Below are 13,637 nucleotides of genomic sequence, written 5' to 3' on the forward strand. Positions count from 1 at the left end.
GGCCCGGGTTGTGCTGCTGCCCCGGGTTGTACGCCGGTTGCCCCGGGTTGTGCTGCTGCCCCGGGTTGTACGCCGGCTGTCCCGGGCTGTACTGCGGCTGCGTGGGGTTGTGCTGCTGGCCCGGGTTGTACGTCGGTTGGGGATCCCGGGGTGGGGTTGGCGTATGTGGTTGAGGCGGGGTCCACTGGTCGCGGCCGCCTGGGCCGAACGGGTTTGCCGGTGGTTGCGGCGTCTGCGGCGACCAGGGCGGCGTCGGCGAACTCGGCGTACGTGGGGACGCGCCGTCGACGCTGATCGGTTCCAGGTCACGGGGCGTCGGGTCCACCGGGCCGCCGTGGTCGCGGACGTGGATGTGCCAGACCCCGTCCTCGCCGGGCGGGTCCATCCTGGTCGGGTAGAACGGCGTGTGCGGCCCGTGCATGACCTCGTCGATGCCGACGGCCGGGTCGCGCATGAACGACAGGTCCTTGCCGTGCTGCGCGTCGATGTGGAGTACGACGCGGCCGACCGAGTACCGCCCGCCGCTGAAGTCCTCCGCGCCCTCGCGCCCCTTCGCGGAGTGCGTGAACGCAGGTTCCCGCGCGGTCTGCCCCGGGCGGTACCTGTTCAGGAACGCCTCGAACTCGTCCGCCGAGTAGAAGCTCAGCCCGCGCTGCAGCTCACCGTGGTAGTCGGGCAGCTTGTTCAGCGCGGACGTGGCGACGCGTACGACGGGCTTCTGCTCGACCAGCCGGTCGCCTTCACGGAACGCGGTGTTGACGTCCTGGTGGTCGTGCCCGATCAGCATCCGTTCGAGCGAGGTCACCTCGATGTCGGACAGCGCGTTCGCGTCGCCGACCTGCTGCGCCAGCCGCCCGCGGATCTCCGCGAGCTTGCGGGGCTCCATCCCGCCCTGGGCCCTCAGGTCCTGCAGATCCCGCTCCGAAGCCCGGAACCGCCGGTCCGCGAGCTCAGACCCCGCAAACGGATCGTGCTGCGCTCCCTGGTGGCTCCCGTACTCCCCACCACGCACCTCAGACGTACGGCCTTCAGGAGCTCGCCCGTCGGGCGCGTGCGTCTCGGGACCATGCCCGCCCGGCGCGTGCGTCCCGGGAGCATGCCCGCCCGGCGCGTGCGTCCCGGGAGCATGCCCGTCCGGCGCGTGCGTCTCGGGCGTGTGTTGGCCAGGCGTGTGCGCGTCGTCGGCGTGCGAGCCAGCCGCCTGCCCGTCCTTGGGGCGCGCTTCGGGTGCGTGCTGTTCAGGCGCGTGCCCGTCACGAGCGGTTGCTTCAGGCGTACGGCCGTCGTGCGCGTGCGCCTCGGGCGTACGTCCGTCATGAGCCTGCGCTTCAGGCGTACGCCCGTCACGAGCATGTGCCTCGGGTACGTGCCCGTCGCGAGCCTGTGCTTCAGGCGTACGTGCTTCCGGGGTATGCGGGTCCCGGGCGTGCCCTTCGGGTGTATGCGCAGCAGATTCTGTCGCGTCCCGCGTGTTCCCGTCAGCGGCGTGCGGCTCGCGAGCGTGCCCGTCGGGCGCATGTGCGTCCGGCGTACGAGAACCCGGCATGTGACCATCTGCGGACCGCGTCTCCGGCGCGTGCGTCCGCGGATCGTGCGACTGCGGCGTACCTGACTCCGGCGCGTGCGTCTGCGGATCGTGGGACTCCGGCGTACGCGACTCCGGCGCATGCGTCCGTGGATCGTGCGTTCCCGGGGCGTGACTCCGCGGATCGTGCGACTCCGGCGTACCCGACTCCGGCGCATGCGTTCGGGGATCGTGGGACCCCGGCGTGTGCGGCTCCGGCGTAGCGGAGGCTGGCTGGTGGGCCTCTGGTGAGTGGGTCTCGGGGGGTCGGGAGGCAGGTGTGCCTGGGATGTCCGGCTCCGGGGGGTGGGAGCCGGAGGTGTTGGGGGCGTGTGGGTCCGGTGGGTTGGGAGTGTGGGTTGTGGGAGCGGCTGGGGTGTGGGAGGTGCTCGGCGCCGGGGTGTGTGGGGCGTTGGCGGGCCGCGGGGGTGGGACGTAGCGCGCCGGAGTGTTCGGCTCGGCGGGGACGCCTTCCCAGTGGCCGCCGCGTTCGCGGACGGCGAACTGCATCTCGGTGATGTTGACGTCATGCACGTCGCCGTTCGCGTCGACGTGCTTGTACGGGTTGTCGAACGACCCGTCCGGCCGGACCGGCTCGTGGATCATCCCGCCGGTCGGCTGGCTGTCCACGATCCGCACGACCCCGGTGTCGTCCACGACCGCGTTCAGCACGTGGCCGGCGCCGGGGATGTTCGCGTGCCCCGAGTGCCAGCGGACGAACAGGTTCGCGTGCGTACCCGGCGGGCGCCCCTCGAGCGCCTCGTGGACCCGCCGGAACGCCGCCTCGGTGAACTCGCCCGGGCTCAGGCTCGTCCGGCTGATGTTCAGCTTGTTGCCGGGCGAGAAGTCCTTCAGGCCCATCCACTCGAGGGTCGGTTCGAGCGGCTCGCCATGCGCGAGCCGCCGGCCGTTGGCGAGTTCGGGGACGTCGCCGTTCAGGATCGCGGCGGTCTTGCGCGAGCAGTCCGCGCAGTTCATTCCGAACTCCGGGCCCCGCCCGTGATCCGGGTTCACGTGCCGGACCCAGTCCCTCATCGAACCCTCGGGCGGGTCGCCGATCGTCGAACGCAGCGTCTGCCGGCGCGGGTCGTGCGGATCCCGGTGCAGGAAGTTGTTGCGGTCGACCTGGGTGTCGTTCGGGTCCGCGTTCGGGTCCTGGGGACGGTTCGGGTCAGAGTGCGGCGGATACTGCCGCTCCGCGGGGGTCCGGTCCTTCAGGTAGTCCGGCTTCAGCCGGTCGATCTCGGCCTGCCGGGCCTTGGGGTCGTCGTACTTCGGGTCGTTGCCGCCGTCGTGTTCCCGCCGCGGTACGTCGGAACGGGACTCCTGCGCCGGTCGATGGGGCTGGTTCGGCTCGTGCGACGCATCGTGGTGTCCGCCGGACGGGGTGCTGTGACCGGACACGCCGGGATGCATCGGCGCGATGGGCGCCGCCACCGGATCCGGCGTCCGCGTCCCGTCGGGGGTGTGCGACTCCGGAGTACGGGTGCTCTCAGGTGTATGCGTTGACTCGGGAGTCCGCGTGTTCTCCGGGGTGTGGGTCGAGTCCGGGGTGTGGGTCGAGTCCGGGGTGTGGGTCGAGTCCGGGGTGTGGGTCCTGGCTTCCGGCGTATGCGTCGTGGGCTCAGGTGTGTGCGTGGACTCGGGCGTGTGGGTCGTGGAGTCCGGCGTGTGGGTCGTGGACTCCGGCGTATGCGTTGTCGACTCAGGTGTGTGCGTGGACTCGGGCGTATGGGTCGAGTCCGGGGTGTGCGTGGACTCCGGAGTACGCGTCGTCGCCTCGGGCGTATGGGTCGACTCAGGCGTACGCGTCCCCGGCTCCGGGGTGTGGGTCGGCGTGTGCGTCGCGCCCGGCGTGTTCGGGTCCGGCGTATGCGTCGCGCCCGGTGTGTTCGGGTCCGGTGTGTGCGTGGTGCCCGGTGTGTTCGGGTCCGGTGTGTGCGTGGTGCCCGGTGTGTTCGGGTCTGGCGTGTGGGTCGCGCCGGGTGTGTGAGTACCGGGGTCTGGGGTGTGGGTCAGGGACTCCGGCGTGTGGGTGCCCGGGTCGGGCGTGTGCGTCGCGGCCGGAGTAGGTGCACCCGGCTCGGGGGTGTGTGTCGCGGGGGTTCCCGGGTCCGGGGTGTGCGTGGTCGCGCCGGGCGTGTTCGGCGTACCGGGGTCGGCGTGCGACACCGACGGCGTACCAGGGTCCGAATGGGACACAGGCGACGTACCAGGGTCTGTGTGTGACGGACCTGCGTGCGCTACCGGCGAGCCGTCGGCGCCTGACGTGTGGACCGTCGGATTGTCGACAGTCGGCGTGTGGACAGTAGGCGTGTCGACCGACGCGGTGTGGACCGACGGAGTGTCCACCGACGCGTGCGGGGTCTCGGCCGAGGCGTGACCGGTGTGCGGTGTTTCGACCTTCGGTACTTCGACCTTGGTCAGGTTCTGCATCTTGAAGTTCTCGCCGACGATCGGGATCTTCGACATCCCGGTCACCACCTGGCCGACCTTCGGGATCTTCGTCACCGCGCCGAGGGTCGCGTCATGGATGGCGGACCGCGCCACCTGCAGCTTCTCGGCGACCCCGGCGACCTTCGCCACGGTCACACTCGCGGCACCGAACTTGCCGGCCATCGCCGCCGCCTTGATCCCGCCGGCCGCGCCGCCGCTGGCGACGGTCGCGACCACGTTGGTCAGCGCCATGCCGAACGCCTTGCCCGGGTTCTTGCTCCACTCGTCCCAGGCCACGAACCCCTTGAGCATGTTCTTGCCCATGTCGAGGCTTTCCTTGCCGAACTCCTTCACGACGTCCGGCCGGGTGTTCAGCCCGGTGACCGCGTCGAATCCCGCCCACAGCGCTTGTATGGGCGCTGTCGTGGCCGCCGCGACCATCTTGCCCAGCCCGACCCACGCGTTGCCGGCGTCCTTCCAGGTCGGCATGTCCCAGCCGAGCGTGTCCTTCATGAAGTCCCGAAGTCCCGGGATCGACCCGAGCGCCGGAAGTACGGGAACCAACGTCAGGATGCTCTGTACCGTCTCGCCGACGACGGTGAGCACACCGATGACAACGTTCTGCGGGAACTCCAGGCAGTCCTGCCACCACGGCTTGTCGCGCTCTTCCTCGGTACCCCACGCGGGCGGATCCGGTTCCTTGTCCGAGTCCTGCTTCGGCGGCGCCGGATCTCCGTCGCGCTGCCCGGTCTTCGGGTCCCAGGCCTTGCCGCCGTACAGCTTCGCGATCGCGTTCGCGGCGTTGATCGCGATCGCCGGCAACTCCTCCTGCATGATCTTCGTGACGTCCTTGACCATGCGGTTGTTGTCGTCGATCATCGCCTGGTCGTTCTGCCACTCCGGGTTGCCGTTCTTCCGGCGGTGCCAGTCGTACGCCTCGGTGCGGATGTTCTTCAGCTGGGTGAGCTTCTCCTGCGTCGCACCGGCCAGGTTGCGCAGATGGTTCGCAACCTGCGGCAGCGTGGGGCCGAACTCGTTGAGCTTCGTCTCGACGATCTGCATCGAGCTGACCAGCTTGTACTTCTCCGGCGCCTGGTAGACAGGGTCGAGACCCTTGAACGCACTGTTCACGCCCTGCCCGAGCTGGGTGAACTGGGGGCCGAGGGTCCGCAGCGACTGGTCGTACTTGTCGATCGTGCTGATCATCCGGGCGACGTCGTCGATCGGGATGCCTTCGGGTTTGATCATGACAGCTCAGTCCTCGGTCACGCGCGGGGGTCGACAGGTGCTTCGGGTACGGCGTACGGCGGCGATCAGGCCTGCGGACGGGCCGCGATCATCGCCTGCTCGAGCGGCAACTGGCTCGGCTGGAACGACGAGATGCCGTGGTCGGCGACCAGGAACATCAGGTTCGCGTAGCCCGGCGGAACGAAGACCAGGTACTCCTCGACCTGGTACGCCGCCCATTCCGACAGTTCCTCCGGGGTCGTCCGGAGCTCGGGCGCCGCGGCGTTGGCGTTCAGCCAGTCGGCGAGCCGTACGCGGCCGGCGTCGGCCACGTCCTGCGGCACGGACGATGCCTCGTTCTGGTCGGTCACAGCGCTCGGTTCCTTCCCGGGTTGGTGCGCGACGTGGATCCCGGAACGTCCGGAATGACGCCGTTCTGGGCCTGCTGCTGCGCACGCAGTGCCATCTCTTCCTGCCCGGCCATGTACGCCTTCACCGCGTTCTGGCAACCGGTCAGCGACGCGCCGACCTGCTTGGCGGCGGCTTCCAGGTTCGGGTTCCAGTGCTGGGCGAACTCCCCCAGCGACGCCGAGACGACCGCGAACATCTGCCAGTTCAGACCGTCCGCGAGTCCTTTGACCGACTCGCCGTACGTCTTCGCGTAGCCGTCGAAGGGCTCCACGGCGGTCGCCGTCTTCTGGAGTACGCCGTTCACGCCCTGGATGTCGATGTCCCAGTCCACCGTTGCTCCTCCCGTTCGGACCTTGTGCACAACGAGCCCGGACGCGCCCCGCTCAGGGGTACGTCCGGGACGGTACCGCTAGGCGCCGGCGGTCAGCCGCCGATGTTGTCGACCGCGGCCGACGCCTTCTTCAGGGTCGCGGCGGCGGTCGAGTCGTTCTGCGACAGGGTTTCCTTCAGCGACTGGATGATCGCGAGCGTCTGCTCGGCCGCCTTGTTGAAGCGGTCCTCGACGGCGCGGTAGTTCTCGGTCACCCCACTGGCGGACGCGTCGGCCAGTGCGGCGGACACGTTCTGCTTGTGGGTCGCGATCAGGCTCGTGATCTGGCCGGAGAGGCTGTTGATCGTGCCCTGGACCTCACCCGAGGCCGCGGTGTCGTAGCTGTTGCGGTTTCCCATTGCCTGCTCCTCTCTCAGCGCTTGCCGAACTTGGCGGCGTTGAAGTCGGCCGCACCCTGGTTCTTCTTCGCGGTGTCGGCCATCTCGGTGTCACCGGTACGGAACGCGGTGTCCATCCCGGACTGACCCTGGTTGATCGCCGCGAGGCCGGCGTTGAGATCGGCCGCGATACCGTCCACGTTCGACTTGAACGCGTCGAACATCTGCTTTCCGGCACCGTTCATCTTGCCCTCGAGCGGCTGCGCGGCCGCGACCAGCCGCTTCACCAGGCCGCCCAGGTCCTGGGTTCCGGTCGAGGTCTTCTTGGCCAGTTGGCTCAGGGTGTCCTGACCCATGTCCCAGCGTCCGGTCACGGTTTCTCCTTCGACAGTGTGGTTGCGCCGCACGGCAACGATAGTGGGAGGTACAGGTCAGTACCGCAATTGCCGGTCCCGGGCAGGTACCTTTCGATCAGGATCGAAAGGTACGTGTGACACGACTGTGATTGCCCGCGGCAACCAGAAACCGTGACGAGGCAACCACTCGACCTTCGTTGTCCGCCGACTGCAGCAACAGGCCCCGGGCGCTCAGCGCTCCGGGGCCTGTTTCCAGCTCACAAACTCAGCCGGCTGCGCGCTTCCTGGCAGCAGACACCTTCTTGGCCGGCGCAGCCTTCTTCGCAACGGCCTTCTTGGTGACCGCCTTCTTGGCCGGAGCCTTCTTCGCGGCGGTCTTCTTGGCGGGCAGCGCCTTCGCTGCCGCCTTCCTCGCACTCGGCTTCGCCGCCCGTCCCTCCAGGATCTCGGCGAGGAACTGCCCGGTGTACGACGCCGGGTTGGCCGCGACCTCCTCCGGCGTCCCCTCCGCGACCAGCGTGCCACCGCGGCGGCCACCGTCCGGGCCGAGGTCGATCAGCCAGTCGGCGGTCTTGATCACGTCGAGGTTGTGCTCGATCACCAGCACCGAGTTGCCCTTGTCCACCAGCCCGCTCAGCACGCCGAGCAGTTTGCTGATGTCCTCGAAGTGCAGACCCGTGGTCGGCTCGTCCAGCACATACACCGTGCGGCCGGTCGAACGCCGCTGCAGCTCGGACGCCAGCTTCACGCGCTGCGCCTCACCACCGGACAGCGTCGGCGCCGGCTGACCGAGGCGGACGTATCCGAGGCCGACCTCGACCAGTGTCTTCAGGTGCCGCGAGATCGCCGGGATCGCCTGGAAGAACTCCGACGCCTCCTCGATCGGCATGTCCAGCACGTCCGCGACGGTCTTGCCCTTGTAGTGCACCTCGAGCGTCTCGCGGTTGTACCGCGCGCCGTGGCACACCTCACACGGGACGTACACGTCCGGCAGGAAGTTCATCTCGATCTTCAGCGTGCCGTCACCCGAGCACGCCTCGCAGCGACCGCCCTTCACGTTGAACGAGAAGCGACCCTGCTGGTACCCGCGCACCTTCGCCTCGGGCGTCTCCGCGAAGAGCTTGCGGACGTGGTCCCAGACCCCGGTGTACGTCGCCGGGTTCGACCGCGGCGTCCGGCCGATCGGCGACTGGTCGACGTGGATGACCTTGTCCACCAGCTCCATGCCGGAGATCTTCGTGTGCCGTCCGGGCACCGCGCGGGCGCCGTAGATCTGGCGGGCCAGCGACGTGTAGAGGATGTCGTTGACCAGCGTCGACTTGCCGGAGCCGGACACGCCGGTGACCGCGACGAACACCCCGAGCGGGATGGTCACGTCGAGGTCCTTGAGGTTGTTCTGCCGGGCGCCGTACACGGTCAGCTCGCGGCCCTCGGTCAGCGGCCGCCGGACCGCCGGGATCGGGATCTCCTTGCGGCCGGACACGTACGCGCCGGTGATCGAGTCCGGGTGGTTGCGCAGGTCCTCGACCGTGCCCGACACGACCACCTGGCCGCCGTGCTCGCCGGCGCCCGGGCCGATGTCGACGACCCAGTCCGCGTGGTCGATGGTGTCCTCGTCGTGCTCGACGACGATCAGCGTGTTACCCAGCTCCTTGAGCCGGACCAGCGTGTCGATCAGCCGCCGGTTGTCCCGCTGGTGCAGGCCGATGGACGGCTCGTCCAGCACGTACAGCACGCCGACCAGGCCGGAGCCGATCTGCGTCGCGAGCCGGATCCGCTGCGCCTCGCCGCCGGACAGCGAACCCGCCGGCCGGCTGAGCGCCAGGTAGTCCAGGCCGACGTCGAGCAGGAAGCGCAGCCGCTCGCCGATCTCCTTCACCACCCGCTCGGCGATCTGCTTCTCGCGCGGGGTGAGCTCCATCTGGGCGAGGAAGTCGTGCACCTCGTCGATCGACATCGCACTGATCTCGGCGATGTTCTTCCCGCCGAGCGTGACCGCCAGCGAGATCGGCTTCAGGCGCGCGCCGTTGCAGGCCAGGCACGGCACCTCGCGCATGTACTCCTCGAAGCGCTCCCGCCCGGTGTCGCTGGACGCCTCCGCGTGCCGGCGCTCGACATACGGGATCACGCCCTCGAAGCTCGTGTAGTACGACCGCTCGCGGCCGTAGCGGTTCTGGTACGAGACGTGCACCTGCTTGTCGTGGCCGGTGAGCAGCGCCTTCTTCGCCTTCGCCGGCAGCTCGCCGAACGGCGTGCTGGTCTTGAACTTCAGGTCCTTCGCCAGCGCCTCGAGCAACCGCTCGAAGTACTGCGTGACGTTCTGCCCCGACCACGGCTGGATCGCGCCCTCGTCGAGGGACTTCGACGGATCCGGGACGAGCAGCTCCGGGTCCACCTCCATCCGGGTCCCGAGGCCGGTGCAGACCGGGCAGGCGCCGTACGGCGAGTTGAACGAGAACGACCGCGGCTCGAGCTCGTCGATCGCGAGCGGATGATCGTTCGGGCAGGCGAGCTTCTCGGAGAACCGGCGCTCGCGGTGCGGGTCGTCCTCCGGGAGGTCGACGAAGTCCAGCACCACGAGACCGCCGGCCAGGCCGAGCGCGGTCTCGACCGAGTCGGTCAGCCGCTGCTTCGCGGAACCCTTCACCGCGAGCCGGTCGACAACTACGTCGATGCTGTGCTTCTTCTGCTTGTCGAGCTTCGGCGGCTCGGTCAGCTGGATCGTCTCGCCGTCCACCCGGGCCCGCGAGAAGCCCTGACCGGTCAGCTGCCGGAACAGGTCGACGTACTCCCCCTTGCGGCCGCGGACCACCGGGGCGAGCACCTGGAACCGGGTGCCCTCGTCGAGCTCCAGCACCCGGTCGACGATCTGCTGCGGGGTCTGCCGCGCGATCGGCTCGCCGCACTCGGGACAGTGCGGGCGGCCGGCCCGGGCGAACAGCAGCCGGAGATAGTCGTACACCTCGGTGATCGTGCCCACGGTGGAGCGCGGGTTCCGCGAGGTGGACTTCTGGTCGATCGAGACCGCCGGGGACAGGCCCTCGATGAAGTCGACGTCCGGTTTGTCCATCTGGCCAAGGAACTGGCGCGCGTACGCCGACAGCGACTCGACGTAGCGGCGCTGCCCCTCAGCGAAGATCGTGTCGAAGGCCAGGCTGGACTTCCCGGAGCCGCTCAGTCCGGTGAAGACGATCATGGCGTCCCGCGGCAGGTCGACCGAGACGTCCTTCAGGTTGTGCTCACGTGCTCCGCGCACGATCAAACGGTCAGACACAAGCTCACTCTCAGCCGCTCTCGAGGGTTTCCGGACGGTTCTCCGGCCTGCCCGGTCATGCTAACGAAGCCCACCGACAAAAACTTCCGCCGCCGCAACCGCGGTCCGGCTTCGAAAGTATATTCGATCGCGGACCGTGCTCGATCCAACCCCGCCGGAGGTGCAAGGATCTGCGTGTCACCTAGATCAGGGAGAGGCGAGATGCCCGAGTACCACGGGAACGTCAAGGTCGGCGGACCGGCACAGACCCACGAGCTGGCCAAGCTGATGATCACCAAGGTCGCCGTCGGACCGATGGACAACAACGCCTACCTGCTGCGCTGCCGGCAGACCGACGAGCAGGTCCTGATCGACGCCGCGAACGAGGCGGACACCCTGCTCCGGCTGATCGGCGAGGCGGGCCTCGCCCGGGTCGTCACCACGCACCGCCACCAGGACCACTGGGAGGCGCTGGCCGAGGTCGTCGCCCGGACCGGTGCCACCACGGTCGCCGGCCGCCACGACGCCGAGGGCATCCCGGTCCCGACCGACCAGCTCGTCGACGACGGCGACCACATCGCGGTCGGCAGCTGCAGCCTGCGCGTCATCCACCTGGTCGGCCACACCCCCGGCTCGATCGCCCTGGTGTACGACGACCCGGACGGCGCACCGCACCTGTTCACCGGCGACTCCCTGTTCCCCGGCGGCGTCGGCAACACCCAGGGCGACAAGGCCCGCTTCACGTCGCTCCTCAACGACGTGGACGCCAAGCTGTTCGGCACCCTCCCCGACGAGACCTGGGTCTACCCCGGCCACGGTGCCGACACCACCCTCGGCACCGAACGCCCCCACGTCGCCGAATGGCGCGAACGCGGCTGGTAGCCCGTGTTCGAGTACCACGGCTGGGCCACGCTCCGGGACACCCAGGACGACTGGGACCGGAGCGGCCCGGCGGACGACCTGAGCCAGAGCGCGTACGACGCCGTCGCCGCGGCGATCGCCGACGTACGGAGCGATCTGCAGGTGGCGGACCTGCGCGTGGTGAACGGCTCGGCCCACCTCTGGCTCGCCGGGCTGCGAAACCATCGCCAGGAGCCGGTCATCGAGGTGTTCCGACGTATCGCCCGGCTGGCGCCGTGGTCGTACGGCCTGCTGCACGTGTACGACGACGAAGCACAGGGCGAGGACGCGAATCGCTGGGTCATCTGGGTGCTGAAACGCGGCTCGGTCACCCCGGAGGCCGACTCCTGGCTCTCGCCGCACGTTGGGGTTGTGGAGGACGAGCTCGCCTGACAGGCCGGAGCCCCCGCGCTCGGACGAGTGACCTTCGGCCCTGTCCGGGCGCGCCCGCGACCGTCGACGGTGGAAGTTCGGATGCGGTGATCCTGTAAGGAGTCGGCGATGAAGGTGCTCTTCCGAGTCGGCGACGAGACGCCGGGGCTCGGGATCGGGGTCACCCAGGCACCCGTCGCCGGCGGGCAGAAAGTGTGGTTCGAAGTCCCGGACGCCCGGGCGGCAGCGGACGAGTTGTCCTCGAAAGGCGTCCGGCTGAGCTCCCCGCCGTTCGAGATTCCGACCGGCTGGGCCTTCGAGCTCCGCGACCCGTGGGGCAACGTCATCGGCTTCACCGACTACACGCTCAAACCCGCTCTCGGCCGCTAGGCGTGCTGCGCCCGGGCGCAGACTTTGAGAAGCCACCGACCACTCCGGGAGCCTCGAAATGGTTGGTGGCTTCCCAAAGATGAGCGGACCACCGAGGGCCGGCCGGACCGGCGGATCCTAGGGTGATGGCATGACTGGTTTCGCGGAGTATCGGCCCGGGGTTGCACGGCGTGCCGTCGACGTGCAGGTGCGGCCGGCGGTGAACGCTGATCTGCCGGCCTGCGCCGAGCTGATCGTGACGCGGACCGGTGGGTCGGCGGAGGCGCGGCGGCTTCGGCTGGAGGCGGATCTGCGGGATCCGGACAAGTACACGGTGGTCGCGGAGGTGGGCGGCGAGATTGCCGGGTACGCGCTGGTGCTCGGGCACAAGATCTCCCCCGCTGACCCGCCGACGACAGCGCCGGACGGGTACTACCTGATCGGGTTGATCGTCGCGCCCGCGTGGCGGCGGCACGGGATCGGCGACCTGCTGACGACGGAACGGATGCGTTGGGTGGCCGAGCGGGCCGACGATGCCTACTACTTCGCCAACCTCCGGAACGGCCCAACCCTCGACCTCCACCAGAGGTTCGGGTTCACCGAGGTCACCCGGGACTTCACCTTCCCGAACGCTCCACTCGAGCCTGGCAGCTGCGTACTCCTCCGGGCTCGGCTGCGGAGTTAGCATCGCCGGTATGGCGACGTGGCAGGACGTCTGCGAGCTGTCCGAGCGGCTCCCCGACGCCCGGCTCGGCGAGGCGCACGAAGGATCGCCGGCCTGGTACGCGGGCCGCCACCAGTTCGCCCGCCTGCGCTGGGACGAGGACGACCGCGAACTCGTCCAGGTCTGGACCGGCGACCTGGACCTCGGCCCCGCCCTGGCCGCCCGGCGCGACGTGTTTCCGGTCGTGCACACGTTCCAGTACCGGGTCACCTGCTGGGGATACCTCGACCGGATCGAGCAGCGCGAGCTCGCCGAACTGCTCCTCGACTCGTACGGCATCCGCGGCGGCCCGAGACGCCGTCAGTACGTCGACGTGGAGCAGTTCCTCAGCGGTCGGTGAGCTCGGCCGGGTACGCGATCCCATCCACGAGGGCGTTGTTCCGGATCGCGGTGATCTCGGTCCGGCGGGCGATCGCGTCCTCGAACAACTGCCGCTGCAGCGACTGCGCGTCCCGCAGCGGTACGCCGTTCACCGCCAGCACCAGGTCGCCCTGCCGAAGGCCCGCGGCGGCGGCCGGGCTCGCCGGGATCACCTCGACGACACGTAACGCCGTACGTTGGTCGAACCGCTCCGCCAGCGCCGGATGCAGCGGAGCAGGCGTGGTCACCAGACCGAGGTACGCCCGGCGCACCCGGCCGTCGTGGAGCAGCGAGTAGATGATCCGCCGCGTCGTCGGGTTCATCGGGACCGCCAGGCCGAGCCCGATCCCGGCGACCGCGGTGTTGATGCCGATCACCCGGCCGTTGCCGTCGGCGAGCGCGCCGCCGGAGTTGCCCGGGTTCAGCGCGGCGTCGGTCTGGATGACATCCTCGATGATCCGGTTGGCCGAACCGCTGCGAACCGGCAACGACCGGCCGAGCGCACTCACCACGCCGGCCGTGACGCTCCCGGCCAGCCCCAGCGGGTTGCCCACCGCGACGACGAGGTTGCCGACCTTCAGGTGGTCCGCGTCGCCGTACTCCGGCGGATCCGGGATCTCCCGGTCGGCGCGCAGTACGGCGAGATCCGACAGCCGGTCGACGCCGACCACCCGGGCCTGCGCCGTCGTACCGTCCGCGAACTCCGCCGCCGCCTCGCTGCCGTCGCCGACGACGTGGGCGTTGGTGAGCAGGTGGCCGTCACCGGTGAGCACGACGGCGGAGCCGGACGAGTCACCGCGCCGGCTGTGGATCCGCAGGCTCGCGACCCGCGGGATCAGGTGTTCGGCCACTCCCGAGACCACCCGGGAGTAAGCATCCAGAACGTCGTCCCCAGCCAGCTCGTCAGCCATCTCACGCCTCCTGAATTACATCATTACACCGCAAGCAAGGGCTGGC

General features: G+C 69.4%; 13 protein-coding genes. 6 read left to right on the forward strand and 7 right to left on the reverse strand.

All coding sequences use genetic code 11. From position 1 onward, the window contains the following. The coding region (locus tag AB0M51_RS24440; protein WP_363750493.1) for a hypothetical protein at positions 1–4,324 on the reverse strand (4,324 nt) is incomplete at its 3' end. Between AB0M51_RS24440 and AB0M51_RS24445 the strand changes: the two genes are divergently transcribed. Then, positions 4,323–5,099 carry a hypothetical protein gene (locus AB0M51_RS24445; RefSeq protein WP_363750495.1) on the forward strand — a complete coding sequence of 259 codons (777 nt, stop codon included), beginning with the start codon at positions 4,323–4,325 and terminating at the stop codon, positions 5,097–5,099. The two genes, AB0M51_RS24440 and AB0M51_RS24445, sit on opposite strands and share 2 nt — an antisense overlap. 214 nt (positions 5,100–5,313) lie before the next feature. Here the strand turns inward: AB0M51_RS24445 and AB0M51_RS24450 are convergent, their stop codons facing one another. The 5 genes from AB0M51_RS24450 to uvrA form a co-directional block, all read right to left on the reverse strand. Continuing rightward, positions 5,314–5,598, reverse strand: coding sequence for a hypothetical protein (locus AB0M51_RS24450; RefSeq protein WP_344195032.1), 285 nt, complete (start codon positions 5,596–5,598; stop codon positions 5,314–5,316). Then, positions 5,595–5,969, reverse strand: coding sequence for a DUF6507 family protein (locus AB0M51_RS24455; RefSeq protein WP_344195030.1), 375 nt, complete (start codon positions 5,967–5,969; stop codon positions 5,595–5,597). Before AB0M51_RS24455 ends, AB0M51_RS24450 begins: the two co-directional genes overlap by 4 nt. Before the next feature lie 92 nt (positions 5,970–6,061). Next, on the reverse strand, positions 6,062–6,367 hold the full coding sequence (locus tag AB0M51_RS24460) for a pore-forming ESAT-6 family protein (RefSeq protein ID WP_344195028.1): 306 nt from the start codon (positions 6,365–6,367) through the stop codon (positions 6,062–6,064). 14 nt (positions 6,368–6,381) lie between these two features. Next, entirely contained in the window at positions 6,382–6,720 is a 339-nt protein-coding gene (locus AB0M51_RS24465) for a hypothetical protein (protein WP_344195026.1), read from the reverse strand. A gap of 247 nt (positions 6,721–6,967) precedes the next feature. After that, positions 6,968–9,976: an excinuclease ABC subunit UvrA gene (uvrA, locus tag AB0M51_RS24470; protein WP_344195024.1), complete on the reverse strand. Its 3,009-nt coding sequence runs from the start codon at positions 9,974–9,976 to the stop codon at positions 6,968–6,970. Between the two features lie 201 nt (positions 9,977–10,177). Here uvrA and AB0M51_RS24475 point away from each other — a divergent pair, with 201 nt between their 5' ends. From AB0M51_RS24475 to AB0M51_RS24495, 5 genes are all read left to right on the forward strand, one after another. Then, on the forward strand, positions 10,178–10,837 hold the full coding sequence (locus AB0M51_RS24475; RefSeq protein ID WP_363750499.1) for an MBL fold metallo-hydrolase: 660 nt from the start codon (positions 10,178–10,180) through the stop codon (positions 10,835–10,837). Positions 10,838–10,840: 3 nt separating this feature from the next. After that, positions 10,841–11,248: an Imm7 family immunity protein gene (locus tag AB0M51_RS24480; RefSeq protein ID WP_363750501.1), complete on the forward strand. Its 408-nt coding sequence runs from the start codon at positions 10,841–10,843 to the stop codon at positions 11,246–11,248. Between the two features lie 108 nt (positions 11,249–11,356). Then, entirely contained in the window at positions 11,357–11,617 is a 261-nt protein-coding gene (locus tag AB0M51_RS24485) for a VOC family protein (RefSeq protein ID WP_363750503.1), read from the forward strand. A gap of 130 nt (positions 11,618–11,747) precedes the next feature. Next, a complete protein-coding gene (locus tag AB0M51_RS24490) occupies positions 11,748–12,281 on the forward strand; it encodes a GNAT family N-acetyltransferase (protein ID WP_363750505.1) in 534 nt (177 codons plus the stop codon). A gap of 10 nt (positions 12,282–12,291) precedes the next feature. After that, the gene (locus AB0M51_RS24495; protein ID WP_363750507.1) at positions 12,292–12,660 is read left to right on the forward strand and encodes a hypothetical protein; all 369 of its coding nucleotides are present in this window, start codon (positions 12,292–12,294) and stop codon (positions 12,658–12,660) included. Here AB0M51_RS24495 and AB0M51_RS24500 read toward each other — a convergent pair. Next, positions 12,647–13,591: a trypsin-like peptidase domain-containing protein gene (locus tag AB0M51_RS24500; protein WP_363750509.1), complete on the reverse strand. Its 945-nt coding sequence runs from the start codon at positions 13,589–13,591 to the stop codon at positions 12,647–12,649. The two genes, AB0M51_RS24495 and AB0M51_RS24500, sit on opposite strands and share 14 nt — an antisense overlap. Positions 13,592–13,637: the final 46 nt, after the last annotated feature.

Origin of the sequence: Kribbella sp. NPDC051137 (assembly GCF_040682535.1) — a bacterium.
In the GTDB taxonomy this organism is placed as follows: domain Bacteria; phylum Actinomycetota; class Actinomycetes; order Propionibacteriales; family Kribbellaceae; genus Kribbella; species Kribbella karoonensis.